Origin of the sequence: Altererythrobacter sp. KTW20L, from assembly GCF_023501975.1 — a bacterium.
Taxonomy (GTDB): domain Bacteria; phylum Pseudomonadota; class Alphaproteobacteria; order Sphingomonadales; family Sphingomonadaceae; genus Alteraurantiacibacter.
In genome coordinates this window covers 12229-37950 of record NZ_JAMFLH010000017.1, presented here as the reverse complement: position 1 = coordinate 37950, position 25722 = coordinate 12229, and the positions used below count along the sequence as shown (strand labels likewise).

General features: G+C 60.2%; 24 protein-coding genes, 1 tRNA gene and 1 pseudogene. 14 read left to right on the top strand and 12 right to left on the bottom strand.

Annotated features, from left to right (window positions below):
• On the top strand, nt 1-1209 hold a 1209-nt coding region (locus M3P36_RS14550), incomplete at its 5' end, for a sensor domain-containing diguanylate cyclase (protein ID WP_249704428.1).
• A gap of 236 nt (nt 1210-1445) precedes the next feature.
• On the opposite strand, the pseudogene M3P36_RS14545 reads toward M3P36_RS14550, so the two are convergent.
• Nucleotides 1446-1661: pseudogene (locus M3P36_RS14545) on the bottom strand (chromosome segregation ATPase); the annotation flags it as partial.
• A gap of 367 nt (nt 1662-2028) precedes the next feature.
• Nucleotides 2029-2208, bottom strand: a complete 180-nt coding sequence (locus M3P36_RS15370) for a hypothetical protein (protein ID WP_502798390.1) — start codon at nt 2206-2208, stop codon at nt 2029-2031.
• Nucleotides 2209-2636: 428 nt separating this feature from the next.
• Here M3P36_RS15370 and M3P36_RS14535 point away from each other — a divergent pair, with 428 nt between their 5' ends.
• Nucleotides 2637-3332, top strand: coding sequence for a response regulator transcription factor (locus M3P36_RS14535; RefSeq protein ID WP_249704427.1), 696 nt, complete (start codon nt 2637-2639; stop codon nt 3330-3332).
• Here the strand turns inward: M3P36_RS14535 and M3P36_RS14530 are convergent.
• The gene (locus tag M3P36_RS14530; protein WP_249704426.1) at nt 3329-3958 is read right to left on the bottom strand and encodes a PilZ domain-containing protein; all 630 of its coding nucleotides are present in this window, start codon (nt 3956-3958) and stop codon (nt 3329-3331) included. The two genes, M3P36_RS14535 and M3P36_RS14530, sit on opposite strands and share 4 nt — an antisense overlap.
• A gap of 538 nt (nt 3959-4496) precedes the next feature.
• Here M3P36_RS14530 and M3P36_RS14525 point away from each other — a divergent pair.
• On the top strand, nt 4497-5612 hold the full coding sequence (locus tag M3P36_RS14525) for a sensor histidine kinase (RefSeq protein WP_249704425.1): 1116 nt from the start codon (nt 4497-4499) through the stop codon (nt 5610-5612).
• 289 nt (nt 5613-5901) lie between these two features.
• Here the strand turns inward: M3P36_RS14525 and M3P36_RS15215 are convergent, their stop codons facing one another.
• On the bottom strand, nt 5902-6030 hold the full coding sequence (locus tag M3P36_RS15215) for a hypothetical protein (protein WP_283773508.1): 129 nt from the start codon (nt 6028-6030) through the stop codon (nt 5902-5904).
• Nucleotides 6031-6531: 501 nt separating this feature from the next.
• Here M3P36_RS15215 and M3P36_RS14520 point away from each other — a divergent pair.
• Both M3P36_RS14520 and M3P36_RS14515 read left to right on the top strand, forming a co-directional pair.
• Nucleotides 6532-8556 carry an ATP-binding protein gene (locus tag M3P36_RS14520; protein WP_249704424.1) on the top strand — a complete coding sequence of 675 codons (2025 nt, stop codon included), beginning with the start codon at nt 6532-6534 and terminating at the stop codon, nt 8554-8556.
• Nucleotides 8557-8881: 325 nt separating this feature from the next.
• On the top strand, nt 8882-9460 hold the full coding sequence (locus M3P36_RS14515) for a lytic transglycosylase domain-containing protein (protein ID WP_249704423.1): 579 nt from the start codon (nt 8882-8884) through the stop codon (nt 9458-9460).
• Nucleotides 9461-9536: 76 nt separating this feature from the next.
• Here the strand turns inward: M3P36_RS14515 and M3P36_RS14510 are convergent, their stop codons facing one another.
• Both M3P36_RS14510 and M3P36_RS14505 read right to left on the bottom strand, forming a co-directional pair.
• On the bottom strand, nt 9537-10451 hold the full coding sequence (locus M3P36_RS14510) for an IS1595 family transposase (RefSeq protein WP_249704429.1): 915 nt from the start codon (nt 10449-10451) through the stop codon (nt 9537-9539).
• On the bottom strand, nt 10451-11683 hold the full coding sequence (locus M3P36_RS14505) for a tyrosine-type recombinase/integrase (RefSeq protein ID WP_249704422.1): 1233 nt from the start codon (nt 11681-11683) through the stop codon (nt 10451-10453). The genes M3P36_RS14510 and M3P36_RS14505 overlap by 1 nt, the downstream gene beginning before the upstream one ends.
• Before the next feature lie 387 nt (nt 11684-12070).
• Between M3P36_RS14505 and M3P36_RS14500 the strand changes: the two genes are divergently transcribed.
• Nucleotides 12071-14188, top strand: coding sequence for an N-6 DNA methylase (locus M3P36_RS14500; RefSeq protein ID WP_249704421.1), 2118 nt, complete (start codon nt 12071-12073; stop codon nt 14186-14188).
• Nucleotides 14189-14564: 376 nt separating this feature from the next.
• Here M3P36_RS14500 and M3P36_RS14495 read toward each other — a convergent pair.
• Nucleotides 14565-14651: transfer RNA gene (locus tag M3P36_RS14495), tRNA-Leu, on the bottom strand.
• Nucleotides 14652-14869: 218 nt separating this feature from the next.
• Here M3P36_RS14495 and M3P36_RS14490 point away from each other — a divergent pair.
• A complete protein-coding gene (locus M3P36_RS14490) occupies nt 14870-15817 on the top strand; it encodes a complex I NDUFA9 subunit family protein (protein WP_249704420.1) in 948 nt (315 codons plus the stop codon).
• Between the two features lie 26 nt (nt 15818-15843).
• Here the strand turns inward: M3P36_RS14490 and M3P36_RS14485 are convergent, their stop codons facing one another.
• A complete protein-coding gene (locus M3P36_RS14485; protein WP_249704419.1) occupies nt 15844-16476 on the bottom strand; it encodes a hypothetical protein in 633 nt (210 codons plus the stop codon).
• A 464-nt stretch (nt 16477-16940) separates the two neighbouring features.
• Here M3P36_RS14485 and M3P36_RS14480 point away from each other — a divergent pair, with 464 nt between their 5' ends.
• Both M3P36_RS14480 and M3P36_RS14475 read left to right on the top strand, forming a co-directional pair.
• A complete protein-coding gene (locus M3P36_RS14480) occupies nt 16941-18137 on the top strand; it encodes a transaldolase family protein (protein ID WP_249704418.1) in 1197 nt (398 codons plus the stop codon).
• A 71-nt stretch (nt 18138-18208) separates the two neighbouring features.
• Nucleotides 18209-18373: a hypothetical protein gene (locus tag M3P36_RS14475; protein ID WP_249704417.1), complete on the top strand. Its 165-nt coding sequence runs from the start codon at nt 18209-18211 to the stop codon at nt 18371-18373.
• 22 nt (nt 18374-18395) lie between these two features.
• Here the strand turns inward: M3P36_RS14475 and M3P36_RS14470 are convergent, their stop codons facing one another.
• The 4 genes from M3P36_RS14470 to M3P36_RS14455 form a co-directional block, all read right to left on the bottom strand.
• On the bottom strand, nt 18396-19199 hold the full coding sequence (locus M3P36_RS14470; protein WP_249704416.1) for an ion transporter: 804 nt from the start codon (nt 19197-19199) through the stop codon (nt 18396-18398).
• A 76-nt stretch (nt 19200-19275) separates the two neighbouring features.
• Nucleotides 19276-20157 carry an amidohydrolase family protein gene (locus tag M3P36_RS14465; RefSeq protein ID WP_249704415.1) on the bottom strand — a complete coding sequence of 294 codons (882 nt, stop codon included), beginning with the start codon at nt 20155-20157 and terminating at the stop codon, nt 19276-19278.
• Complete coding sequence (locus M3P36_RS14460) at nt 20154-21212, bottom strand: 4-oxalomesaconate tautomerase (RefSeq protein ID WP_249704414.1); 1059 nt, start codon at nt 21210-21212, stop codon at nt 20154-20156. Before M3P36_RS14460 ends, M3P36_RS14465 begins: the two co-directional genes overlap by 4 nt.
• Nucleotides 21213-21333: 121 nt before the next feature.
• Entirely contained in the window at nt 21334-22008 is a 675-nt protein-coding gene (locus M3P36_RS14455; RefSeq protein ID WP_249704413.1) for a 4-carboxy-4-hydroxy-2-oxoadipate aldolase/oxaloacetate decarboxylase, read from the bottom strand.
• Between the two features lie 115 nt (nt 22009-22123).
• On the opposite strand from M3P36_RS14455, the gene M3P36_RS14450 reads away from it, so the two are divergent.
• The 5 genes from M3P36_RS14450 to M3P36_RS14430 are packed head-to-tail and all read left to right on the top strand — an operon-like array spanning nt 22124 to nt 25676.
• A complete protein-coding gene (locus M3P36_RS14450; RefSeq protein ID WP_249704412.1) occupies nt 22124-23002 on the top strand; it encodes an NAD(P)-dependent oxidoreductase in 879 nt (292 codons plus the stop codon).
• Complete coding sequence (locus M3P36_RS14445) at nt 22999-24024, top strand: amidohydrolase family protein (RefSeq protein WP_249704411.1); 1026 nt, start codon at nt 22999-23001, stop codon at nt 24022-24024. Before M3P36_RS14450 ends, M3P36_RS14445 begins: the two co-directional genes overlap by 4 nt.
• Entirely contained in the window at nt 24021-24347 is a 327-nt protein-coding gene (locus M3P36_RS14440) for a DUF2218 domain-containing protein (protein WP_249704410.1), read from the top strand. The genes M3P36_RS14445 and M3P36_RS14440 overlap by 4 nt, the downstream gene beginning before the upstream one ends.
• Nucleotides 24344-24766: a protocatechuate 4,5-dioxygenase subunit alpha gene (gene ligA / locus M3P36_RS14435; protein WP_249704409.1), complete on the top strand. Its 423-nt coding sequence runs from the start codon at nt 24344-24346 to the stop codon at nt 24764-24766. Before M3P36_RS14440 ends, ligA begins: the two co-directional genes overlap by 4 nt.
• A gap of 1 nt (nt 24767) precedes the next feature.
• Nucleotides 24768-25676, top strand: a complete 909-nt coding sequence (locus tag M3P36_RS14430) for a class III extradiol dioxygenase subunit beta (RefSeq protein WP_249704408.1) — start codon at nt 24768-24770, stop codon at nt 25674-25676.
• Nucleotides 25677-25722 lie beyond the last annotated feature (46 nt).

Genomic DNA, 25722 nt, shown 5'->3' with positions numbered 1-25722 from the left:
CTGCAGCAGCAGAGCCGGCGCCAATGGCGCAATATGGCTGGCGCGCTGCTGATGTTCTCGCTGGTGGTTCACGTTACCTTCTCGCAAGACCATCTGCCGCTGCTGTTCCTGCCTGTTTGCGCGCTTGTGCTGGTTGCAATCTGGCTCGGCAGAATCGGCGTGAAGATTGCCGTTCTCATTCTTGCTGTCGTTGCAACCGGGGTTACGATCAATGGGTATGGTCCTCTGAACCTTCTTGCCATCGACGAATTCCGCAAGGTCACCTTCTTCCAGGTCTATCTCGGCGTGCTGTTCGTCACCGGATTGGTAGTGGTAACAATTGTCACGGCGCGCAGCGATGCGATGGCCCGGCTAGCTGACCGCGAGCAGATGCTTCGCCAGCTGCTCGTACATGGCAAGGACGTCATCTTCACCTTCGATGCAAATGGCCGCTGCACATTCTGCGGCGGACCCACCAGGTCGATGCTGGGACTGGAACACGGTGAGATCGTGGGACGCAATGTCGTCGAACTGGCGCAACGCGTGGCGATGCCGTTGGCGATGCTGGATGCCCATAACTACTTCTTGCGACCCGAACCCTTCTCGCACGAGTTCCAGCTTTCAGGCGACCGGAAGAGCTGGGTGGAAGGCAGCATGACGCCGATCATGATCGACGGCTGCATGACCAGCTCGGTAGTTACGCTGCGCGATATCACCAGCCAGCGGATCATGAACGACGACCTTCACCGGCGCGCTCACACCGACGAGCTTACCCAGACATTGAATCGGGCAGGCTTCGAACGCAGGGTGGCAGAGGCATTGGACGATTCCGGCCCGACAACACTGGCCTTGATCGATCTCGACCAGTTCAAGAGGATAAACGATACCTACGGCCACGCCTCCGGTGACGAGGTGCTGGTGGTCGTGGCCGAGATTATCGCCGCACACGTGCGCCAGGACGATGCCGTCGGACGCATCGGCGGGGATGAATTTGCCGTTCTCTTTCGTTGCGACGAGGAAGCCGCCCTCGCAGCCTGTCAGCGGATCTGCTCGTGCGTGTCCGACACGCGGATCTCCGCGACCGATCGACGCCAGATGCATGTGACCATCAGCTGTGGTGTCGCTGGACACCTGCCTACTGGTGACCGTCGCGCGCTGTTCGATGCGGCGGATCGCGCGCTCTACGAGGTCAAGCGCTTTGGACGAAACGGAGTCCGCCAGGCTGCCTGAGCAGCATTCAGGTGCAGGTGACCACCCTCGCAAGGCACGGCAGACCGCTTTCCGGCGCACAGGTGTCTTGTTGCCGGGTCGTGGTGCTTAAAGTCCGTTGCTCTTCCCGGTGCGATGGGTTCGAAGACGGCAAGAGTCCGGCGATTATCCCGCCATGACCTCGCCTCGCGGGATTGCGGGATAGCCTATGGGCAGACGGGCGAGAGGCTCTGGTAAATGTGCGGTCTCAAGCCCGATCAAGGGGTTTGGGTCTTGGGGCAGGTACCCAGCGGACCACGGCGATCGACCACGGTGATCCGTCGGGCCTTGGCCTCGATCACAAGGCGTTCAAGCACGCCATTGCCGGGGAAGGCAACGACGTATCGCGGTTCGAGCGAAAGCATCTGTTCGTTGCGCTTGAAGCCGGCGCGGGCGCCAAGCCGCAGATCGAGCGAAAAGGTCACCTGGGGAATCGGCATGGTCGGAACGAACTGTCGGGCAGCTTGCAGGTAGAGTGCCTGCGCCAGTTCCAGGGCAACATGGGCGTCGCGCACCGACCAGCTTCCATCGGCATCCGTACCGCCGAATCCACCGGTAAGGATGAAATTGATGTCTGAGCGCGATACGCGGGTGCCCGCAGCAAGCCGGGCCGAGATTTCGCGTGCTGCTGTGAGTACGGGCGGTTGGACGGTTTCTTCAAAGGCGAATAGGGGTGATGAAACGGACATGGCAAACCTCCTGACAAGGCCATGGCTCATCCGCCGGCCTCACCGGGGCCCATGCCGCCTCTCCTCTGGGAAAGGAGGCCGGATCTGATGCTCCTGGCGTGTCATGAGCTCATCATTCCAGCCAAACTCCGGTGTCACAGGAACATGGGAGACGATTTCGCACCCGGTCCGGGAATGCGCCTGGCGCGTCATCGTTATCGAGAAACAGGCGCAATTCGCGGACGCTGGCCGGTATCGAGACGCGACCGAAGCTCTGATTGGCAAGAGCCGCCCAGCATGGAATGCCGAACATCTCTGCTGCGGCCAGAGCGGTTTCAATACCTTCTGCAAGACCCAGCCTGACGAGGTGGATTGCCCCTGTGTCCGACGACGGTGAGTCGTATTGTGGACCGTTGCCGAAGTAACCCTTGCAAAGGGCTGCTCTGCCGCCTGAAAACTGGACCATTCGCAGATGGAGTTTTCGGCCTTAGATTTCCTTGGCTGGGCCAGGAGTCGTGCCATGAAAGCGGGAGCCGGTTAAGGCAATGAACCAAAATGGGGTTAGTCTGACAGTACCCCAGGGCCGGTCTGACGACGGAAGTATGGTGGGCAAGCCAAATTGCGGGAACTTTTTGCCATGTCGCGGATTGAGCCTTGGGAGAAAAGGAAGAACCGCACTGCTGGCAGGATGGGTCGATAATCCCTGGGTACAAGGGATCTATTTAATTCGAAAGGATGGGGATGGAGAATCCGACGAAGGTCGCCCATGATATGCCGTCAGCCGATCGATACGTGTACATCGTTGATGACGATCGTGATATCCGCACTTCGCTCCATTTCCTCCTTACGAGCGTATCTCTTACGCCCCGCTCATTTGGTTCTCCGCAGGATTTCATCGACGAACTGCCTCACCTTGTTCCGGGGCCGATCCTGCTCGACATCCGGATGGCCGAACTCGACGGATTTCAGGTTCTCGAAACACTTGCCGAGCGCGATTTCGAGTGGCCAGTCATAATGTTGACCGCGCACGGAAACGTGTCGACTGCTGTGCGAGCGATCAAATTGGGGGCAATGGAATTTATCGAAAAACCGTTCGCTGCCGATATTCTCACACAGGCGCTTGAACAAGCCTTCACTGCCCTGGACCAGGCCGCGCACCGGTGGCTTCGCCGGGATAACGCCCGCCTGCTGTTCGGCCGATTATCGAAACGCGAGTGTCAGGTTATTGAAATGCTGATGGAGGGCGCTGGCAACAAACAGATGGCCCATCGCTTGGGGATTTCTTTCCGAACGGTGGAATTGCACCGTAGCAAAGCGCTGGCCAAATTGGGGGTCAAGAGCGTGGGCGAGGTTGTGGCGATTGCCACAGCGGCTGAAGTTGAACCTGGCAGTCTGCTGCTCCAATATCACGACCGCCGCAGCAAAGTGATTGACTAGAGCGCACGCGATGAGCCCAGCTCATCGGTGCAGAATGGTTCCAACAACAGGACGCCGGCGATATTGCCGCGTGACCAGCGCACCACCCCGCTGCGTGCGAGGCCTGATGGCAGAGTGACCTTGACGACCATATTCTTGTTCAGGCTGCCGTCGTGCCTGATCTTCATGCCACGGTGCGAAACGTCTTCCACCGCCGCCAGAAGAAGGCCGCACTCGCTCCTGACCACTGCTGGCTTCGATATGTTCAGGCGGAGGGGTCGGCTGATGCCCCGCTCGGCAGAACTGGTCCGCCGGGAAAGTAGCTCTGCGCAATCGATACTTTGGTCAAAGCGCAGCCCGCACTCGCGTCCATCTGTCCAGATGATGCTCGCGGATATCGCCTCGCCTTCCACCATTTCAAGGGTCAGCTTTTCACCCAGGCGTACTGGTATACTGAGCCGAAGACACGCCCCAGTGTCCGACAGGTTCTTTACGCACACCAGTCCCTCGTCCCGATCGGCGATAATACGAGCGACCCGCATCACTGTTTGGACGCGAAGTTCGTCCCTCCGGTCTGCGATCTCCTGGATTTGGTTCTGGTTGATAAAATTGCGTGCGATCGGTCTTGCGATAAGAGCTTTGCGCATTGGCCCCTCCTTGATGCGTCAATTGCACTTATCTGCGGGGAGCGAAATCTGTCAGATCTACGCGGGACGCATTAACCGTTCGGCAAGCAGCCGGTCCGATAAATGCGCGCCACCAGGGGAGGGTCGCGGTGCTCCTTGCTGATGGCAGGCCGGGGCTCGTTCCCGTAAACTTGCGCATCAAGGCCTTGTGCGCCCATGTAAGCCGGAATTCGAGTCGAGCGATGAGAGGGCAGGTATAGTATCCACTCCGCGAGTGCTCCCTTGGGTATGCCAAGCTGCGTCAACTCAATGCCTGAGGGTCAAGGCGCTGTCGATCCAGACGCGCCAACAACCTCCGGACAGACAAGACTTGATACAGGGCCGGGACGCAAAAGAAGATAGAACTTCCTATTGGCAGGTTGCCAGCACTTTCCATTGTTAATCTGATAACGCGCATTCCAGTAGCGCCTAGTTTTTTCAACGCGAGGCCCGTTATAATTAACTCCACTGCTATAATTGGAGACAGGACCTAGTGAAAACACCATCCGAGCTCCAAAAGATGTACGATAGGATTTCCAAACTCGGGAAAATCGGAGTTTGGGAATGCGATCTCTTGACCGAAAGACTGACCTGGACCCCGGCGGTATACGAAATGTTCGACCTACCTGTCGGCTCGGTGATTGATCGGGCGGCGACGCTTGCGTGTTATGAACCCAACTCTCGCCGAGAGATGGAAAGGCGCCGGGCCCAAGCAATCGCAACCTGTTCGAGCTTCAATGTAGATGTGGCGATCAGGACCCAATGCAAAAATCTGCGCTGGATCAGGATAACCGGAGATGTCCAACAGGAGAGCAGTCGCGCAACCAAGATCTTTGGCACGAAGCAGGACATTACGAGGGAAAAGGAGGCGCAACTGCAGTTGCAGGCTCTCCAGTCCCAACATATCCACCTGTCACGGGTTAGCGCGATCGAGGCAACGGGATCTACCCTGGCCCACGAACTCAATCAGCCACTTGCCGCCATTGCCTTGTATGTAGCGGCGCTGCGGAATCTCTCTGGGGCCAAAGGTAGCGAGCGCGAACAGATCGCGAGCGAGCAGGAGGAAATCCTGGATGGCATTGAACGGTGTACCCTGAAATCCGGCAATATCATCAGGGCGATCCGCAGGTTGACTGCCAAGTCGAACATAACGGCCTTTCATTTCGCTTTGAATGACCAGATCGTCGAGGCTTGCAGGATTGCCCTGGCGGGCTCGCCTGAAGGGATCAGGGTACGTTACGTCCTGCAGGAAGGGCTGCAGGGCTTCGGCGATCCCGTCCAGATCCAGCAGGTAGTTATCAACCTGATCAGCAACGCCTGCATTGCAACGGCGGGGATGGAATTCCGGGAAATCACGGTTACGTCTGCTGAAGTGGATGGCCAGGCCGAGGTCGCGGTTTGCGATACCGGGTCAGGGATATCGGCGGAAGTCATGGCGTCCCTGTTCGAACCGTTCGTTTCGTCAAGGCCGGACGGAACAGGTATCGGTCTTTCCATATGCAGGACGATTGTCGAGGCTCATTCGGGGAAACTGGTTGCTGAAAACAACCGCAACCGTGGAGCAACTTTCCGGTTCAGAATCCCCACCGGAGTGCCTTGCGCGGGGGAGCTGGTGAACGAAGCAGTCAACCGATAGGGTGATCGACGGATAGGTGAAGCCACCCCTGCCAGCACTTGCTTTGGCGGATCGGGAGGACGAGTGTCATCCACTGTCGACAGGTAAGACGCCCGCTTTTTTAGGCTTTGATGGGCTCGGACTATCAATGATCACATTGCGGCAAGAGGTCCGGCTCGTGCCACCATAGATAATCTATCAGATTTTTGGTCTTGGGTGGAAAAAGTGGGTGCCGAAGTTGCCTGGGGGTAAGCACAACTGGGGAACGGCACCCGAGACTGACCTAGTCTTTGAAGCCTAAAGGAACCACTCAGGCGCCGATCGTACTTCTACGAGCCAGACGCCGTTTGTTGCTGCATGCGTGAGGGCAGATCCCCGCGCCAAGCGCCAGCAAAACACCCTGCTTGGTGACGAACGCCTTCTGGGCGTCGGTGAACATCAATGAGTGGCTGCACCGGTTCTTCGCCCCGGCAAAGAAGTCAGCGGACGAAAATTCCCAGCTGGAAATTGTCCAAAGCTATGGCGTCAGTGCAATGCCGCAAACTGTGCCTTCACCCGGTGAGGGAAATGGCCTGACAAATGTTGAAACCATGATACCCTGGTCAGCGCTTCAATCTATCCACGTGAACAGCCGATGGGTGGACCAGCGCGCGACGCTGGCAGGGTCCGGTGCAGGCTTCCCCGGCAGGTGTACCGCACCTACTCGGCTTTAGCGTTCGAACGGCGGAACAGTATTTGGTGAACCTTATGGAGCGACTGTGCGCAAAGTTGCCGGCGGAAGTTTTGCGAATCGCAACAGTCGCTGGCGTGAGGCCGCTCTGACGCGGTCAGCTATCAGTCGCCGCTTCCTGCTGCTCAAAGTGAGACTGGCCCGAACCGGACTGGGTGTCGTTTCCCCACCCTTGCTGCTTGGATCATGACTCGCTTCCCAGGATCATCGATGAAATGGGGACCTGCGGTCGCTTCGATCGGCATAGTTCTTCTTGTTTGGATCTTTGTATTCAGCCAGGTGAGGTACGAGGAACGCCAGGCTATTAACGCTGCGGTCAGAACCAATATACATAGAGTTATCGCGTTTGAGCAGTATGTCAGGCGCACCCTCGAGGGAGCGGAACTCGCGGGGACTTTCATTAGCGAACAGTATGCCCCCAGTCTCGAGCTAGCCTCGTCAACTCGCCCGGCAGTACTCACGATCGATGATGCCGCGCTGCGTGCTCCCGGCTTAAGCGAGATCAGCGTGTTCAATCGCGCGGGTGATCTGATCGCAACCACCGTGGCGCCCCCTCCGCAATCGTTGAACGTATATGAGGCTGATTTTTTTAGACAACACCTGTCAAACAATTCGACCACGCTGTTTGTTAGCCATCCTTCACGTTCCAATGGTAGCGAAGAATGGCTCTTGCTGCTGACGCGCCGGGTCAATCTGGCTGACGGAAGCATGGGAGGTATCGTAAGCATCCGGATACTTCCGAAGGAACTGACGAGCTTTTTGCAAAATGCTGAGCTCAACACAACTGACCTTGTTTCAGTTATCAATCTGGACGGGATCACTCTCGCCAGACGCGAAGGCAATGCGCTAAGCTTCGGAGAAGATCTGCAGGGTACGCTGGTGATGCAGATGCAAGAGAAAAACCCTTACGGAACTTACCTCGGACCCAGTTCGCTAGACGGCCTGGTTCGATATTTTAGCCACCGCCGGTTACCGCAGTATGGAATCTTCGTAACCTCAGGCGTGTCCGCTGATGAGGTGCTGGGTCCTGTCCGAAGTAGGGCAATCGGCTATTATCTTGGAGGTGCGCTAATATCGCTCGCAACAATGGTTGCAGCGTGGCTGACTTTCGTTCTCGGCCGGCGACGAAAGTCCCATGAAACCGAGATAATGGCAGCCAACTCCCGGCTGCGAAATGCCCAGCAAATCGCCAAACTCGGTGACTGGAGATATGATCTGCAGCGAGAGGAATTCGTGTGGTCCGAGGATTTGTGCACGATGTACGAACGACCGAGCGCCGAAAATCGCCTGTCCCGAATGGATTTATCGCAGTTGGTCGGTCCGCACGGCATCGCAGCATTTCAGGCTGCTCTGGAGCAGTGCAGGACATTCGGAGGCCAGCAGGAATTCGAACTGGCCGTACGTCTGCCGAGCGGCGCCATCACTCACCGGCATGTTGTTGCAATTGCTGACTTCGGTGCTGCCGGAGAAGTTCTCGGCATGCACGGGACCGATCAGGACATCACACCAGGCAAGTTGCTGGAATCACTTCGGCAGCAGGTTGGTCTGCTATCTAAGCTTGATGCACTGAAGGCGGTTGCTGCGACCATCGCGCATGAGCTCAGCCAACCACTTACGGCAGCGTCGAACTACCTGAGCGGCAGCATGCGCATTTTGACGGGGCGAAGTGACCCGGCAAATGAAATCCTTGTCGAGGCACTGACCGCTGTGCGCGAACAGCTTTATCGCGCCGGAGAGATAATTCGGAGGGTGAGAAACCAGATCGGTAGCGGGCAGCCTCAAATCCAGCTGATCTCGCTAGCAGCAGTAATCAGGAGCGCGATCACCCAGTTCGAAGCTGCAAATCCAGGTTCAAAGGTCAGCGTCGAAAGCAAGCATGACATCGAAACGGAAGTAGTCCTTGCTGACCCCATTCAGATTCAGCAAATTCTCGGAAACCTTTTTCGAAATGCACTAGAAGCTTCATTTGTCGCGCCAAAGATATCGGTGAGCGTGCGGCGAGGTAAAGGGGGGCTTGTGGAGGTCTGCGTACATGACGAAGGGCCTGGTTTTCCAGCCACAGAACTGGAAGTCCTTTCATCTTTCTCCACTTCGAAGGCAGGGGGGCTCGGGATCGGTCTCGCGATCAGCCGTACCCTTATTGAAGGGATGGGGGGAAAAATCTGGGTAGAGCAAACGGGACCGTCTGGAACCACCATTTGCTTCAGCGTCCCCAAACACGATGACAGGGCATAAGACGGGTGTCCTCAAGATAATGGCGCACGCTGTTCGATAGATCCAGAATCGCAGCTGCCCTAGGTTATAGTACTCCTGTCAAAGCAAATGTACCGCTAACCCGACGGCAAAACCAGGATAGGGGGCCGACATGCCCAGACCACGCAAACCGGCCAGCCCGTTTCGCTAATTTCAACTCGTCACCTGAGGTGATCTGACTTGGCAGCGATTGGAAGTCAGCTCAGGTCGACCCAATCCAAATCTCTCAATCCGCCAAAAACCGGTTTCCTACAGAAGTTGTTCTGTATATGTTCCAAATCACCGACGCAACAAATCATGGGTTACGATGAGGTATCGGAGAGCATTGGCCGCCATCATCGCGCTAGGGCTGGAGCTTGCCACCTCCGGATCCGTAGCGGCATCGGGGTTCACCCTTTACGAGCATGTGACGAAAGCTCCTGCAGAGTCCGATCACGGCACCCGCCCTCCTATGGAGGTCTTCGATCCATCAACTAAGGCTGCCTTGTCCTTTCGCGAAGCGCTTTTCCTACCTGCAATCGCGGAGGCGGAACGGCGACATGGGCTCCCTCCGAACCTGCTGCGTGCCCTCATCTGGACAGAATCGCGTTTCAACCCGTCGGCTGTCAGCGTGGCAGGCGCGGTTGGCCTTGCGCAGCTGATGCCTGCAACAGCCCGTGATCTCGGAGTGCATGATCGGTATGATCCGGATGCCAGCATTGACGGCGGGGCCCGGTACCTGCGGGCGATGATTGACCGCTTTGGCGCCGTCCACCTTGCCCTTGCGGCATACAATGCCGGTCCCGGTGCGGTGTCGCGGTCGTGGCGGATTCCCCGGAACGGGGAAACCCCGCAGTATGTTCGAACGGTCTTGCAGAGATGGAGCGCGCTTGGCACCGGAGGATAATGCTGGGTGAGTTGGCGGGTCCATCCCGCGGATGGGCGTACCCATCCCTTGGCGAACAACGCAGTTCCACTTACGGTCATGGGTCCCAGACATATCGCTGGACTGGAGCGCTCAAGTTGCCGTCAGGAAAACTGTCTAGCTTGGCGATCATCTCGTCGAAGATGGAGACCGGGGATTGTCTCCGGTTATAGCGAAATTCCACCTCGCCCAGCAGGGCAGGTAGGTTGACGATGCTCATCTGACGGTATGCCCGGATCGTGCGTTTAAGGATCGTCCAGTAGGTCTCGACTTCGTTGGTCGTATTGCCCTGGAAATCGTGGAACGCCCGCTGGTGGTTTACCGCAATGTGGTCCCACCCAAGTTCCTTGAGGGTCTGGTAGCCTGTCCAGCAGTCGGTCACTATGGTTGATCCGGGCCTGACAAACCTGTCGATATTCCTCACCAGTGTGGCCCTCTTTCGGTCCGGCAAAATGCCGCAGAGCAGAAGGCCCTCACATGCGATGCCCATGACGATCACCGACTGTCTGGAGTGGTCCGGCAAGGTAATATTCTGAATCTGCGCCTCATCAATGGTCACCTTCTTGCCCGGGCCTCCCACCATTGTCGGACGGCTGTAGGCAGCCATTTGCCATCTGATAGCGTCCAGCAGGCGGTGCGAGCTTTTCAGACCGAGACCAAGCTGCTTGCGCAGGAAGCTAGCGCGCACACCGTGGGAAGAATTGGCGGCCAGCAGTAGTGCATAGAACCACAGGTTGAGCGGCAGGTTCGACTTGTGAAAGATCGTTCCTTTGAGGACATTGATGTGGGAGCGGCACGAATGGCGATAGGAGTTTTTGCCCTTCACCTTGGCCCAGGTGCCGAACTGGCCGCATTTTGGACAGGCCGTGTGGTCTCCCCATCTCGATCGGAAGATATGGTCAAGACAGGCGTCTGCGTCGGGAAAGCGTTCGACGAATTCCCTGATGCCTGTTCCCGGTCGCATCGGCATCATCAACTCGCAACGCTGGGTTGCGATGCTGTATATATCCCTGCCAGGTGCCGAACTGCAGGCTCGCTGAGGTCCGGAAATTGCGAAACAAGGTCCCGGAAGATGTTCTCGGAATTGTGCCGTCGATTGAAGCGGAACTCGAACTCCTTCAGATAGGACCACAGGTTCTCGCGATTGACGCGGCGGTAGTGGAAATTGAGGGGTTTTCTGCAATAGCCGTTCAGACCGGAGATGAGGTCTGCCCGGTCATCGTGTTCAAGGAAGTACTCGGGCCTGAATCGGGCCAGTGGCGAACGCGATCCCCATTCGGACGATGCCCGGTAGGTCAGGTAGCAGGTTGTTACGCATCCCGTCCGGTTTGCAGCAAGGTTGGCGAGAATGCCGCTAAGGATGTGGCGTCGAGGCTTCCCGAGGACCACCACCGACGTGACGCGGAATCCATCTGACAGGAACAGGACGTTCACAGTTTGAGTTTTCGATCGGCCGATGACGCGGATGCCTCCCAGTCTTTCCAGGCGAATATCGACGACGCTGCCTTCCGCGAAGGGGGTTGGATAGCCGGTGTATTGGTCGATCGACCTGAGTAGGCCGCCGAGTTCCCTGGGCTCGAGGATGGCGGCATAGTGCTTGGCCCGGGGTTTCACCAAGGCCCCCTTCAACATGATTGTCGGATCGTCGTGGCATCGCGTTGTCGCCGCAGCATAGCGGAACACCCGCCCGGCGAACGAACGGCACTTCTTGGCAGTCTCGTGCTTGCCCAGTGCTTCCAGTTTCTTGAGCGGTGCTAGGACTTCGAATGGCTCGATCTCGTCGATCGGGCGTTTGCCGATTGCAGGGGCAAGCTGGTCGAGGAAGTAGTTGGCCTTGATCAGGGTTGCTTCGGCCAGGCCGTTCTGCACCATCATCTGGTCAATGTACTCGCGTGCAATCGCTTCGAAGGTCTGGGCAGCAAGGAAGCTTTGCCTGGTTTTCAGCTTGCGTTTTTCAAGCGCAGGATCTCCTCCGGATGCGACGAGATGGCGCGCTCCATGGGTTGCTTCCCGCGCCTGTTTCAGGCTGATTTCGGGATAGGGTCCGATTGCAAGCTTCTTCTCGACATTGCCCACGCGATAGCGGAATCGCCACAGCTTGCCGCCGGACGGAGTGACCTCGAGATAGAGACCGCGATAGTCGGTAATTTTGTACGGTTTGTCCTTTGCCTTGAGCAAGCGAATCCGGTTTTCGGTCAAAGCCATGTGCGGGCCTTTTCATCGGCGAATCTTGCAAAAGCCCGCAAAAGGCCCGCAAAACGCACCAAAACGTCCCGAAATCAAGAGGCACGATCCGGGACACATCCAGGGCCGATTCCCTTGGATTTCCGCCGTTTTTTTAGAAAATCTGAGAGAACAAGGGAAGAACAAATGGTGCCCAGAAGAGGACGGGGAACCCCCCTCCCAAAACTGGCGGAACTCTGCTGTTTCCGTACTGCCTCGCTCGCGCCAATGTACCGTCACTTTGTACCTCGGGCAAGCGCGGAGAGCCCGTAATCGCTAAGACAGAAGGACTTGAGCGCTCGGGGAGATGCCCCTTTCACTAGGCCCTTTACCCCGTTAGGACCACGTGACCGAATGGGAGAGGACTGTATGCAGAACAAGTATTGCTCGTATGATGCGCTTCTGAATGAGGCCGATGTCGAGCAGAACTTGGTCCGGCGGATGCTGGAGGACCTTGGGTTCTCCGACCACGAGATACGGCCCAAGGACAGTCTAGCAACCCTCACCGTTGGGGGGATGAGAGGGCACCCTCAGGAACGCTATCGGCCGGACTTCGCCTTGTTAGTTGGCGGCGCGGTGCGATGCATTGTCGAGGCGAAGGAGCCGAATACCGATCTCGACCAGCACCAGTGGCAAGCACGCGCCTACGCCGTTCTACTAAACGGGGATCGGGCTGGAGAGCGTCCAGTGCGGCACTACCTGCTGACGAACGCCACCGAAACACGCGTCTATCACGTTGACAGAAACAGGCCCCTCTTCACCTTGCCGTTCACGAGCCTCACTGACGGCAACGCACAATTCGATGAACTGAGAAGCCTCCTGAGCCGGGAAAACATCGTAGCCGGTGATCAGGCTTCTGCCGAAACCCTGTCGATGCAGAGGCCATCGATTGCTGATGTCAACGCTGCCTTCAGCTGGTGCCACCAGCACATCTATCGGAAAGACAACATCAGTCAGTCCGATGCCTTCTCCGAGTTCGTCAAGCTCATCTCATTGAAGCTGCTGTCCGACCGGCGCATCCGAGACAATCACCCTGAAGCACTTGAACAGGATGAGTTCGAGATACCGGCTGGCGAAGTCCAATTCTCACTCGGATGGATCACCCAAAACGAGGCGAACGCTGCCAATCCGGTGAGTGACATCCTATTCCGTCGCTTCATGGACGACATGGAGCGGGACATAGCCCGTGGAACCCGGAAACGCATATTCCCCGAAGGCGCAAGGATAAGCCTCAACCCGGAGACCATCCAAGGAGTGGTGAAGCGCTTGGAGCCGCTCTTCCTCTTCGGTATCGACGCTGACCTTAATGGAAGGCTGTTCGAGACCTTCCTCAACGCCACCATGCGGGGCAAGGACCTAGGCCAGTTTTTCACTCCACGAAGTCTGGTGAAGCTGGGGGTTAAACTCGCGCAGTTGAAGGCCGATGCCCGGGGGCCGGACGGGGAGAGGCACACCGACCTGATCCTCGACGCTTGTTGCGGCACGGGCGGGTTTTTGATCGACGTTCTCGCCGACATGTGGGCGAAGGTCGACGCTCGGGCCGATCTCGCGCCTGACAGGAAGCTGGAGATCAAGCACAGAATTGCGAACGAGGCCATCGTGGGAGTTGACGTTGCCAACGCTCCCATCCTGGCCCGAATTGCTCGGCTGAACATGTATTTGCACGGAGATGGCGGCACTCGTATCTTCCACCTCAACGCCTTGGACCCGGCGTTGAACGATGCAGACACAGACCCGCCGGAAATCATCAACGAAAAGGATGAGCTGCGGGAACTCTTCGCGAGCAGTCCTTTCGACGTGGTCGTTACGAACCCCCCGTTTGCGAAAGCATTGGATCGCTCAACGCCCGAAGAGCGGCGCATGCTAGACACCTATGAAATAGGACGCGAGCGGGCGACGGAAGACGGGTCGGTTAGGTCAGTCCTACTGTTCATCGAACGATACGCTCGGCTGCTGAAGCCGGGCGGTCGAATGATCACCGTGCTCGACGATGGCATTCTCAGCGGCGACAAGTACTCATGGTTCCGCGATAAGCTTCGGCAGTGGTTCCTCATCAGGGCGGTAGTGTCCCTCCCGGGCGACGCCTTCCAGCGGTCTAACGCGCGAGTGAAGACCTCATACGTTATCTTGGAGCGGCGCACCTCGCCCGCGCAGGAAAACCCACCCGTCTTTATGTATCCGTGCCAGTTTGTGGGCAACGACGATCCGAAACGCCAGCGCCCCAGAGCAAGTGATGCTGAACTGCGTAGGTTGGCCACGCAAGAGATCGCAGAAGTGATGTCAGCCTATGAGCAGTTCCAAGACGGGAACGGCGACCCCAGTTACATCGTGCCCGCTACCCGCCTGCTCGGCTCCTGCATCGTCCATGAAGCTGAAGGGAGCGAAGCGCCACGCGGAAGCGCCAAGCCACTCTCGCGCCGCGTCGGTCTGATCGAAATGGGTATCGGTCAGGCATTTGCGGAGCCGATGCGCATGGGTTCGCGTTAAGAACTCCACGTCAGAACCAGTGAGTGGACGAGTTCCACCCTCTGACTTCAGCCTAGCGGCGCGGACGTTCCTCTCAAACTCATCGTTGATCAGCGCGTAGCGAAGTGCCGCCTCGCGGTCCTGAAGTGACTTCGCTCCGAGGGATCGCTTCAGCTCGCGCGGCTGCTGTGGAATGAACGGGCGCAACTCCACCGGATAAACACGGCGGTACGATAGTCGTCCCGTGCGGAGGTCGCGCTGAAGATGCTTGGTCATAATGCCCACGGTAGAACGCCCCTAGCGAGAGGCGCTTTGTACCGCCTCTTTGTGCCGCGAAGCGTCCGTAAACAACGGATTTCACGCGCAAAGCGCGGAAACCCTAGGTTCTCGAAAGTGTTGGTGCCCAGAAGAGGACTCGAACCTCCACGCCCTTGCGAGCGCCAGCACCTGAAGCTGGTGCGTCTACCAATTCCGCCATCTGGGCACCGGAAGCAGCATGGACATCGTTGCCGTGCTGCCGGGTAGGCGCGGGCCACTAGCGAACCGGGGTATGGCTTGTCAACGCGAATGGTGAGGGTGGCGTGCGATTGTGGTAGCTATTGTGGCTGCAGGGCTCGGGCCAATATTGCCCCGCCTGCGCCGATGTGCTTAGGGCCATGGCGAGGTCAGGAGCCTCGGCGTTACTCGAACGATAGGTTGGCAATGGGCAATTCGCCGCACAGCAAGCTGGACAACGAGCTGGTCGTACTGATCGGCGGCAACGGGTTCGTCGGTCGCCACCTGGCGCAGGACCTGCTGCAGCGCGGCGCGCGGCTGCGGGTCGCGGCGCGCAATCCGCACAAGGCCATGGCGCTGAAGCCGCTCGCCAACCTCGGCCAATTGCAGTTCATGCCATGCAACGCGAACAGCGCGGATTCCATCCGCGCCGCCGTGCAGGGCGCGCACGCTGTGGTGTGGCTGGTCGGCACCTTCGGCAAGGGCCAGCAGCAGCTCCACGCCGAAGGCGCGCGCATTGCGGCCGAGGCGGCGAAGGCAGGCGGCGCCGAGGCTTTCGTCTATCTCTCCAGCCTGTCGGCCGATCCGGCGAGCGACGGCACCTATGCCTCGACCAAGGCGCTGGGCGAGCAGCTCGTGACAGAGGCATTCCCCCAGGCCACCATCCTGCGCCCATCGGTGATATTCGGGGCGGATGACCAGTTCGTGCAGATGTTCGCCGGGCTGGTTTCGATGATGCCTGCCCTGCCGGTATTCGGACCCGAAGCGAAATTGCAGCCGGTGTGGGTGAACGATGTCGCCGCTGCCGCCGCCAATGCGCTGGAAGATCCCGCCAGCCACGGGGGCAAGACCTATGAACTGGCCGGGCCCGACGTGGTGACCATGATGGAACTGCATCGCGCCATTGCCGCGGCCCAGGGTCGCCGGCGCCTGCTGGTGCCGGTGCCCGATGCGGGGTCAGCCCTGTTTGCCGCCCTGCCCGGCACGCCGATGTCATCCGACCAGTGGGCCATGCTGAAGGCCGGAAATGTCGCCACAGGCACCCTGCCGGGGATCGACAAGCTGGGCGTGACCCCGCGCCCGCTGTCGCTGTTCCTCGACAAGTGGATGGTGCGCTTCCGCAAGCACGGCCGCTTTACCGTGCAGAAAGTCTGAATTCTGCCCCTACAACGCCGAAGGACTTATTCCTCCGGCCTCTCTGCGGCTGCGGCGAGTCGGTTAAGTTCGCGATTGACGTTGCCGATCTTCGCCATCGCCGGGAGGTTGGGAATCCAGTCGTACACGGAGTTGAGGTAAGCGCGGTCGAAGTCGGTCAACTCATCGGGGTATGGTCCGGTCGGGTTGAACAGATTGAGGATCGAATTCATTGTCAGATCCCCCGCTGGCTCTGTCTGCGCCAGTCCGCGCATGGTAGCATAGTCCGCCAACTGGCTGAGCGACATGCCGCGCACCGTATCCCTGTCATAGAGCACGAACACAGAAGCGATATCGCGCCGGGTCGAGGTATAGATTCGCGAGTGGGCCATGGCTTGCTGCGAGACTGGCGGCCCCGCGTTGGTCCGCTCCATCGAGATCGGGATCCCGTCGCGGGTGCGCAATTCGACACTGGTGTAGATATGTACCGGCCCGGGCGCGAGCAGGCGGCGGCGCTCTTCCGGCTGGACGTATAGGAACATACCGGAATTGCTGTCCATCAGGCCCTGCATGGCAGACTGACTGTCCTCCACGAATGCGATGATGAAGTTGGGCGCGCACCCGTCTTCCTGCAGGCGAATGCCGAGGCTTCGGGCATTGTCACGGATGCGGTCAATCATCAACATTGCCGATTCGACCTGCAGGCCCAAGATCCCCGGGCACAGGAAACCTTCGAAACGCGCCAATGGCGTATGGTAGACATCCTGGGTGGCAGTAATGTCCCGCGCCTGACGCTGAACCTGGCCCCGCGAGACGTCTTCCGGTCGGCCGCGTCGGACGATGATCTCGTCCTGGCCGGCCTCAGTCGCGGCAGGAGGGGCAGCAGACGCAGGAGCTTGGGCAGCGACCGGCGTTGCAATCAAGGCTGCCGTGGCGGCAACAAAAATTCGAATGAGAGCCAGCTTTGTCAGAGGCTTCTACTATAGTGTATTCATAATCGAACGGAATAATGGTTTTGGTAATGTTTTGTCGCAGTCTTGGCGCATGATCGCACAGAGGGGTTATCCGGGGCGCACAATTGCGCTAGGGGACCGGCGCATGATCGAACCGGCGCGAGTCCGTCCGCGCCCCGCAGGAGAAACCCATGTCCAAGCACGTCCTCGAAAAGCTGGCCGAAACCAATCCCGAAGCCGAAATCTGGTGGGATTCGTCGCCGCTGATCTATCCGAGCTGGAAGGAAGAAACGCTGGCCAAGGCTCCCGAAGCCAAGCGCGCCGAATGGAAAGAGCAGCTCACCCGCCTGTACGATGCCGGCACGATCCACGAGAGCGGCCAGATGGGCTTCCGCGGCGTGACCACCAACCCGCCCCTGTCGCTCCAGGCGATCCAGCTGGCTCCGGAACTGTGGCGCGCCGAGATCAAGATGATCGCGGCCAAGAACCCCGGCATGGATGTCGAAGGCATCTATTGGGCGATGTACCTCGACCTGGTGAAGAAGGGCGCGAGCGCCATCCGCAAGGTCTATGACGCAACCGACGGCAAGTACGGCATGCTGTCCGGCCAGGTCGATCCGCGCTTCGTGACCGATGGCGACCGGATGCTGGAACAGGGCCTGTCTATTGCCGAGCAGGGTCCCAACGTGATGGTCAAGCTGCCCGGTTCCAAGGAAGGCTACGAGGTGCTGGAGGAGCTGACCGCGCGCGGCATTTCCACCAACAACACCACCAGCTTCACCGTGTCGCAGTATTCGCGCTGCATGGCGGCGGTCACCGCCGGCCTCCAGCGCGCCCGTGCCGCAGGCGTGGACCTGTCGCGCTATCGCAGCGTCATCACCCACATGTCGAGCCGGCTGGGCCAGCTCAGCGACTGGCAGCGCGAAGCCAAGCTGCGCGGCATCGACCTTTCCATGATGGAAATCCGCGACGGCGAGGAAGCCGTGCTCAAGCGCGCCTACTGGTTCGGCAAGTCGATCAACCACCCCTCCAAGATGCTGCAGTGTTCGATGCGGGTGGAAAAGGACGACAACGGCAAGATCGTGTCGCGCCACATCGAGGACTTCGCCGGTTCGGACATGGTCTATACCTGCCCGCCGAGCTACATCCTCGGCTGCATGGAAGTGGAGGACGAGCTGACTTTCGATCCCAAGGCGATCGAGCGTGAGCCGAACCCGAAGAGCATAGAAAAGCTGATGAAGCTGCCGAGCTTCCGCAAGGCTTACGAATTCGAAGCGCAGAAGCCGGAAGAGTTCGCCCAGTTTGGCAGCTTCCAGGCCACCGCCGGCGAATTCGCCCTCGCCACCCGCCAGACGGTCGATTTCGTCCGCATGGTGATGGAGGGCTAAGGCTCTTAACGCCTCATCCGTTCACCGCGAAAGCGTTGTAGCACCGGGACCATGCGCGCATGGTCCCGGTCATGCGCGGCATTCTCGATTTCCTGGTCCAGCTGATCCTGGCAATCTTCGGTGCGCTGGGCATGGCAATCGCCATGGCCGCGGGCGCCGTTCTGCTGGGCGGCTGTGCGGTGCTGGGGACCGGATGGTGCTGGCGAGCCTGGCGAGGGCGGCAGCCGCCACCTTGACGGACCCGCCGGACAGGCAGGCTCAACCGTCCTTTTCTGTTGCCGCGCGGAGTGCCCTTACTTCGTCGCCCAAGGCTCGCAATTCGCGCAGGATTTCTTCGCGCTCGTCATGGGCCTCTTCATCGGTCGCTTCGGACATGGCGTTCACGATCACACCGATAAACAGGTTCAGGACGATAAAGCTGGTCAGCAGGATGAAGGGCACAAAGAAGGCCCAGGCATGGGGGAACTCCTCCATCACCGGTCGGACAATGCCCATCGACCAGCTTTCCAGCGTCATGATCTGGAACAGGGAATAGAGGCTCGCGCCGAAACTCCCGAACCATTCGGGGAAGGCCGCGCCGAACAGCTTGGTCGCCATCACCGCGCTGATATAGAACAGCAGCGACAACATGACGATCACGGTGCCGATACTGGGAATGGCGCTGAACAGCCCGACGATGACCTTGCGCATGCTCGGCACTACCGACACCAGTCGCAAGGCCCGCAGGATGCGCAGCGCACGCAGGACGGCAAATTGCTGCGAGGCAGGCACCAGCGCGACACTGACAATCACGAAATCGAACACATTCCAGCCATTGCGGAAGAAGCGCAGGCGGTAGGCAAACAGCTTCAGCGCCAGCTCGACCACGAAGATGGCAATGGCGGCACGATCGACCAGGCGGATGGCATCGCCGAAACGGGCCATCATGTCTGGCGATGTCTCCAGCCCCAGCCCGATGGCATTGACCACGATCACGGCGGTGATCGCATGTTCGAAACGCCGCGTTTCGACCAGGGCCTGGGCTCGCTGGCGCAGGGTCGCACTGCCTTGGGAAAGGTTCACTTCAGCGGGCATGGGGACAATTGCATCCTCGAAACGGCGCGCCTGGAGGCTAGCTGCCCCCCTCCTAATGCGCCCCTTAGTCCGCCCAGTACAGCCGCTCGGGGTTTGTCACCAGCAGCTTCTGCTGCAGTTCCGCCGTGGGCGCTATGCGGGGAATCATGTCGACGAGGTGGCCGTCGTCCGGAATGGCGTCCTGCATGTTGGGATGCGGCCAGTCGGTGCCCCAAATGCAGCGATCGGGGTAGTCGGCCACCAGCGGCGCAACGGCTGCGGCAAAGTCGTTCCACGGATCGCCGCCGGCATCCAGCCGGTCGGGGCAGGTGGGCTTGAACCAGATGTCGTCGCGGCTTTCCAGCAGGCTGCGGAAGGCGCGCATGTCGGGGCCGTCAGGGCCTTGGGACACATCGGGGCGGCCCATGTGATCGACCACCACCGGCACCGGAATGGCAGCGACGAATTCGCGCATTTCCTCAAGGATATCGGCTTCGAAATAGATCACCACGTGCCAGCCTGCGGGCAGGCGACCGGCGACTTCGAGGAACTTGTCCTTGGGTGCGTCATCCACCAGCCGCTTGAGGAAATTGAAGCGGATCCCGCGCATCCCGCCCAGGTGCAGGCGAGCCAGGTCATCCGCGCCGATCGCCGGATCGACCACGGCCACGCCGCGCGCCTTGCCTTGCGATGCCGCGATCGCGTGGAGTGTTGCGGCGTTGTCCGTCCCGTGGCAGCTCGCCTGGACAATAACATTGCGCGCAAAACCGAGGTGGTCGCGCAGGGCGAACAGCTTTTCCGGCCCGGCATCTTCGGGCAGGTACTTGGCCTTGGCGCTGAACGGGAATTCGGCCATCGGTCCGAACACGTGGCAATGGGCATCCACCGCGCCGGGCGGCGGCACGAAGCGCGGCTTGCTGGGGCTGGCGTGCCACGAAGTGATGCGGTCGGATTTCTGGGCGGTCATGCGAATACAACTCCATCCATCAGTTTGCGGGCGGTGCGCAGCAGCGCCGAGGTGACGACCTCGCCCGCGTCGTTGGTTTCGAGCACGCAGCTCATCTCGCCGGTCGGATGTTCGACCGACAGCAGCTTGCGCTTGCCTTCGGGCAGGTGCGCCACCTTGTTGGCAGGCGATCCTTCGAGCAGCGCGGCCGTGGCAACACTCACCGCCGCCAGAACGCCGATGGTGGCATGGGCGCGGTGCGGAATGAAGCTGCGGGTGTTGATCGCGCCCCCATGCACCGGGGCCGAGACGAGGAACATCTTGGGGACCGACTTGTCCTTCACATCGCCCAGGTTCATCAGCGGCCCGGCGGCAAGGCGTATGTCCTCGATCTTCGCGCGGATGGCGGCAAAACCTTCCGCCTCCAGTTCGTCGCGCGTTTCATAGCCGGTCGCGCCGAGGTCCTGAGCCGCCATCACGATGCACGGCATGCCGTTGTCGATCAGGGTGCAGGAAATGCCCTCGATCACATCGGCCACATTGCCGGTGGGCAGCAGCGCGCCGCAGCTCGAACCGGCGGTGTCGCGAAACTCCAGCGGGATGGCTGCATGGCTGCCGGGAACGCCATCGATTTTCGCATCGCCAGAGTAGTTTACCGCACCTTTGGGCGTCTGCACCGTGGCGACAGCCGCCTGCCCGGTGTTCTCCATATAGATCGACACGCGGGTCTCGTCGCCGGTCGGCTCCACCAGCCCGCGCTCGATGGCGAAGGGGCCAACGCCCGCCAGGATATTGCCGCAGTTCTGGGCATCGGTGACGATGGCCTTGTCCACGAAGACCTGCAGGAACAGGTAATCGACATCGATGCCCTCGCGCTCGGACTTGCTCACCACGGCGACCTTGCTGGTCAACGGGTCCGCCCCGCCCATGCCGTCGATCTGGCGCGGATCGGGCGAACCCATCACGCCGAGCAGGAAGGCATCGCGCTCGGCAATGTTTGCCGGAAGGTCCGACGCAAGGAAATAGCCACCCTTCGACGTACCCCCGCGCATCCACATGACCGGTGCTGAATTCATATCATCCTCCCCGGCACGGGGAGGGGGACCACCTGAAAGGTGGTGGAGGGGCACGCCGCCCCTCGCCCCTCCACCATGCTGCGCATGGTTCCCCTCCCCATGCTGGGGAGGATCGTAACGCTCAAACCCACTTCAGGCCCATGTCGGCCAGCTTCTGGCGGAAGCCATACATGTCGAGGCCCAGTTCGCCGCTTGCCAGCCGGTCACGCTTGGAGCCTTCGTTGGCTTCGCGCGCCTGGGCGGCTTTCAGCACAGTCTCGGCATCCTCGCGGCGGACCACGCAGACGCCGTCATCGTCGGCCACGATCACGTCGCCCGGGCGGATGAAGGCACTGGCGCAGACCACATCGACGTTCACGCTGCCGAGGCTCGCCTTGATTGTCCCTTGGGCGAAGACGCGCTTGGACCAGACGGGGAAGTTCATTTCGGTGAGGTCGCGCACATCGCGCACACCGGCATCGATGATCAGGCCCTTCACCCCGCGCGCCTGGGCCGATGTTGCCAGGAGGTCGCCAAAATAGCCGTCCTCGCACGGGGAGGTGGGCGCGATCACCAGGATGTCGCCATCCTGGCACTGTTCGATCGCGGCGTGGACCATGTAGTTGTCGCCCGGCGGCACACTGATGGTGATGGCCGAGGCCCCCACGCGGGCACCAGAATAGATCGGCCGCATATAGCTGGCGAGCAGCCCGGTGCGCCCCTGCGATTCGTGCACCGTGGCAACCCCGCAGGCCCCCAGCGCTGCGACGACTTCCTTGTCGGCGCGCTCGATATTCTGGACCACAATTCCGGACATGGGCGACTCTCCTGCTCGATTGTTACGCGCTGTCCGGTTGACCTTGGCGGACAGCTTCGTCAAGTGCTGCAAACTTGTAAGCAACACATACAGAGTGTAGGCGCCGCCGCGAGAGATGCCAGACCTGCATACCCCCTCTGCGGCCCCGAGCGTGGCCCTGATCGGCTTCGGCGAAGCCGGCAGTACCTTTGCCCGCGCCGCCGGGTGGGAAGACGGTGCAGCAGCTTTCGATGTGAACCCAGCGCGCGGCCAGGCGATGGACGAATGCGGTGTTGTCGCTGCCGCCGACCGTGCCGCGGCGCTGGCTGGCGCAGAAGTGGTCCTGTCGCTCGTCACCGCCGACCAGGCGATTGCCGCTGCCGAACAATGCGCGCCCTTCATGGCCCCCGGAACGCTGTGGTGCGACATGAACTCGGTCGCCCCCGATACCAAGCGCGCTGCGGCCAGGGCTGTCGAGGCGGCGGGCGGGCGCTATGTCGATGTGGCGGTGATGGCGCCTGTGGATCCGGCTCGCCTCAACGTGCCGCTGCTGATCGCGGGGTCCGATGCAGGTGAGGCGATGGCCGCCCTGAACGCGCTCGGCTTTGCGAAGACCCGCGTGGTGGGCCACGCCATCGGCCAGGCCAGCGCGATCAAGCTGTGCCGTTCGATCATGGTCAAGGGGCTGGAAGCGCTGACCGCCGAGATGGTGCTGGCCGCAAGTTCGGCAGGCGTCCTGGATGAGGTGCTTGCCAGCCTCGACGCTTCGGAAAAGCAGGTTTCGTGGCCTGAGCGCGCCGACTACAACCTCGACCGCATGATGCTGCACGGCCGCCGCCGCGCCGCCGAGATGACCGAGGCTTGCGCCATGCTGCGCGATCTTGGCATTGCGCCCGCGATGACCGAGAATACGGTACAACTGCAGCAGGGAATCGGATCGCTCGGCATTCGTCCGTTGCCCGACACTTTGCGCGGCAAGATCGCCGCCATCCAGGGGAGAGAATACCAGTCATGACGCTGATCATCGATTGCCACGGCCACTATACCGTCCTGCCCAAGGGCCACGACGCCTGGCGCGAGGAACAGAAAGCCGCGTTCAAGGCAGGCGCGCCCGCGCCGCTCTATCCCGACATCACAGATGACGAAATCCGCGAGACGATCGAATCGAACCAGCTCAAGCTGATCCGCGAACGCGGCGCAGACATGACGATCTTTTCCCCCCGCGCCAGCGCCATGGCCCCGCACGTGGGTGACCAGTCCGTGGCGGTGAAATGGGCGCAGGTATGCAATGACCTGATCGGTCGCGTCGCCAGCCTCTACCCCGAAGTCTTCGCGCCGGTCTGCATGCTGCCGCAATCGCCCGAAGCCGACATGACCAGCTCGATTGCAGAGCTGCGCCGCTGCGTGGAACAGCAGGGCTTCATCGGCTGCAACCTCAATCCCGATCCCGGCGGCGGCCATTTCAAGCACCCGCCCTTGACCGACGAATTCTGGTTCCCGTTCTATGAAGCCATGGTCGATCTGGACGTTCCGGCGATGATCCACGTGTCGGGTTCGTGCAACCCGGCGATGCACGCCACCGGCGCCTATTACATCGCCGCCGACACCATCGCCTTCATGCAGCTGCTCGAAGGCGACCTGTTCAGCCGCTTCCCCACGCTGCGTTTCATTATCCCGCATGGCGGCGGCGCGGTGCCCTATCACTGGGGCCGTTATCGCGGGCTCGCCGACATGCTCAAGAAGCCGGACCTCGGCAGCCACCTGATGAACAACGTGTTCTTCGATACCTGCGTCTATCACCAGCCCGGCGTGAACCTGCTGGCCGACGTGATCGACAACAAGAACATCCTGTTCGGCAGCGAGATGGTTGGCGCGGTGCGCGGGATCGATCCCACCACCGGGTTCTATTTCGATGATACCAAGCGTTACGTCGATGCGCTGGAAATCTCGGACCAGGAACGCCACATGATCTTTGAAGGCAATGCCCGCCGCGTGTTCCCGCGGCTCGATGCCAAGCTGAAAGCGAGAGGTCTATGAGCACCCCCAAGGGATATACCGCCACCGGATTTGGTCCCTGCGAGAAGCCGGAACGCTATATCCAGCAGCTCGTCAGCCACTGGGGCCACAAGTTCGCCACCACCTATGACGAAGGTGACGGCATGGGCGTGTTCCCCTTTTCCGAACACACGACCTGCGTGATGACTGCGCACAACGGCGGCATCGGCATCACGCTCACCACCGCCGACCAGGACGAGAACGTCCGCATGCGCGGCGTTGTCCAACGCCACATAGACCGCTTCGCTTTCCGCGAGGCTCCGCTGACCTACACATGGAACGAACCCGAGGAATCCACCCAATGACCGAGACAAAGAAAGAGCGGATCGACATCCACTCGTACCTCGCCGCTTTCGATGACATCCCCGGCACCCGCGTGTTCACCGCGCAGCGGGCGCGCAAGGGCTATCATCTCAATCAGTTCGCGATGAGCCTGATGAAGGAGGAAAACCGCAAGCGCTTCCTCGCCGATGAAAGCGCCTATCTGGATGAATGGGACATCACGCCTGCCGCCAAGCAGGCCGTGCTCGATCGCAATTACAATGCGATGATCGATGAAGGCGGCAACGTCTATTTCCTGTCCAAGCTGTTCTCCACCGATGGCAAGAGCTTCCAGTTCGCTGCCGGGTCGATGACCGGCATGACGCAGGAAGAATATGCACAGATGATGATTGATGGTGGCCGTTCGCCTGAAGGCGTCCGCTCGATCAAGGAAGGATACTAAGATGGCGCGCGTTACCACGGGCATTACGTCCAGCCACATTCCGGCGCTGGGCGCCGCGATGCAGACCGGCACCAGCAACAACGATTACTGGGGTCCGGTGTTCAAGGGCTATGAGCCGATCAAGGAATGGCTGAAGCAGCCGGGCAACATGCCCGATGTCGTCGTGCTGGTGTACAACGATCACGCCAGCGCGTTCGACATGAACATCATCCCGACTTTCGCCATCGGTTGCGCCGAAAGCTTCAAGCCGGCCGATGAAGGCTGGGGCCCGCGCCCCGTGCCCGACGTGATCGGCCATCCGGACCTTGCCTGGCACATCGCGCAGAGCCTGATCCTCGATGATTTCGACATGACCATCATGAACCAGATGGACGTGGACCACGGCTGCACCGTGCCGCTGAGCATGATGTTTGGCGAACCTTCGGAATGGCCGTGCAAGGTCATCCCCTTCCCGGTCAACGTGGTCACCTATCCGCCGCCCTCGGGCCGCCGCTGCTTCAACCTCGGCGACAGCATCAAGGCCGCCGTGGAAAGCTTCCCCGAGGATCTCAACGTCCACGTCTGGGGCACCGGCGGGATGAGCCACCAGTTGCAGGGTCCGCGCGCGGGCCTGATCAACAAGGAGTTCGATCTCAAGTTCATCGACGACCTGATCAACGATCCGGAGCACCTCAGCCTCAAGCCGCACCTCGAATACCTGCGCGAAGCAGGTTCGGAAGGGATCGAGCTGGTGATGTGGCTGATCATGCGCGGCGCGCTGGGTGACAAGGTGCGCGATCTGTACACCTTCTACCACATCCCGGCCTCCAACACCGCGCTGGGCGCGCTGATCCTGCAGCCGGAAGAAACGGCCGGCGAACCGCTCAATCCGCGCAAGGTGATGAGCGGCCACAGCCTGGCTACGGCCTGATCCCTTCTCCCCTCCCGCTTGCGGGAGGGGCCGGGGGTGGGCCTGC

What these genes read in the sequence shown, in the direction of transcription:
- M3P36_RS14525 (WP_249704425.1), top strand. Translation starts at nt 4,497, where the DNA reads ATGTACGATAGGATTTCCAAACTCGGGAAAATCGGAGTTTGGGAATGC.
- M3P36_RS14450 (WP_249704412.1), top strand. Translation starts at nt 22,124, where the DNA reads ATGCCAGACCTGCATACCCCCTCTGCGGCCCCGAGCGTGGCCCTGATC.
- M3P36_RS14465 (WP_249704415.1), bottom strand. Translation starts at nt 20,157, where the DNA reads ATGACCGCCCAGAAATCCGACCGCATCACTTCGTGGCACGCCAGCCCC.
- M3P36_RS14460 (WP_249704414.1), bottom strand. Translation starts at nt 21,212, where the DNA reads ATGAATTCAGCACCGGTCATGTGGATGCGCGGGGGTACGTCGAAGGGT.
- M3P36_RS14535 (WP_249704427.1), top strand. Translation starts at nt 2,637, where the DNA reads ATGGAGAATCCGACGAAGGTCGCCCATGATATGCCGTCAGCCGATCGA.
- M3P36_RS14510 (WP_249704429.1), bottom strand. Translation starts at nt 10,451, where the DNA reads ATGATGCCGATGCGACCGGGAACAGGCATCAGGGAATTCGTCGAACGC.
- M3P36_RS14480 (WP_249704418.1), top strand. Translation starts at nt 16,941, where the DNA reads ATGTCCAAGCACGTCCTCGAAAAGCTGGCCGAAACCAATCCCGAAGCC.
- M3P36_RS15215 (WP_283773508.1), bottom strand. Translation starts at nt 6,030, where the DNA reads ATGTTCACCGACGCCCAGAAGGCGTTCGTCACCAAGCAGGGTGTTTTG.
- M3P36_RS14455 (WP_249704413.1), bottom strand. Translation starts at nt 22,008, where the DNA reads ATGTCCGGAATTGTGGTCCAGAATATCGAGCGCGCCGACAAGGAAGTC.
- ligA (WP_249704409.1), top strand. Translation starts at nt 24,344, where the DNA reads ATGACCGAGACAAAGAAAGAGCGGATCGACATCCACTCGTACCTCGCC.
- M3P36_RS14530 (WP_249704426.1), bottom strand. Translation starts at nt 3,958, where the DNA reads ATGCGCAAAGCTCTTATCGCAAGACCGATCGCACGCAATTTTATCAAC.
- M3P36_RS14520 (WP_249704424.1), top strand. Translation starts at nt 6,532, where the DNA reads ATGAAATGGGGACCTGCGGTCGCTTCGATCGGCATAGTTCTTCTTGTT.
- M3P36_RS15370 (WP_502798390.1), bottom strand. Translation starts at nt 2,208, where the DNA reads ATGTTCGGCATTCCATGCTGGGCGGCTCTTGCCAATCAGAGCTTCGGT.
- M3P36_RS14430 (WP_249704408.1), top strand. Translation starts at nt 24,768, where the DNA reads ATGGCGCGCGTTACCACGGGCATTACGTCCAGCCACATTCCGGCGCTG.
- M3P36_RS14500 (WP_249704421.1), top strand. Translation starts at nt 12,071, where the DNA reads ATGCAGAACAAGTATTGCTCGTATGATGCGCTTCTGAATGAGGCCGAT.
- M3P36_RS14440 (WP_249704410.1), top strand. Translation starts at nt 24,021, where the DNA reads ATGAGCACCCCCAAGGGATATACCGCCACCGGATTTGGTCCCTGCGAG.
- M3P36_RS14445 (WP_249704411.1), top strand. Translation starts at nt 22,999, where the DNA reads ATGACGCTGATCATCGATTGCCACGGCCACTATACCGTCCTGCCCAAG.
- M3P36_RS14485 (WP_249704419.1), bottom strand. Translation starts at nt 16,476, where the DNA reads ATGATTGACCGCATCCGTGACAATGCCCGAAGCCTCGGCATTCGCCTG.
- M3P36_RS14475 (WP_249704417.1), top strand. Translation starts at nt 18,209, where the DNA reads ATGCGCGGCATTCTCGATTTCCTGGTCCAGCTGATCCTGGCAATCTTC.
- M3P36_RS14515 (WP_249704423.1), top strand. Translation starts at nt 8,882, where the DNA reads ATGAGGTATCGGAGAGCATTGGCCGCCATCATCGCGCTAGGGCTGGAG.
- M3P36_RS14505 (WP_249704422.1), bottom strand. Translation starts at nt 11,683, where the DNA reads ATGGCTTTGACCGAAAACCGGATTCGCTTGCTCAAGGCAAAGGACAAA.
- M3P36_RS14490 (WP_249704420.1), top strand. Translation starts at nt 14,870, where the DNA reads ATGGGCAATTCGCCGCACAGCAAGCTGGACAACGAGCTGGTCGTACTG.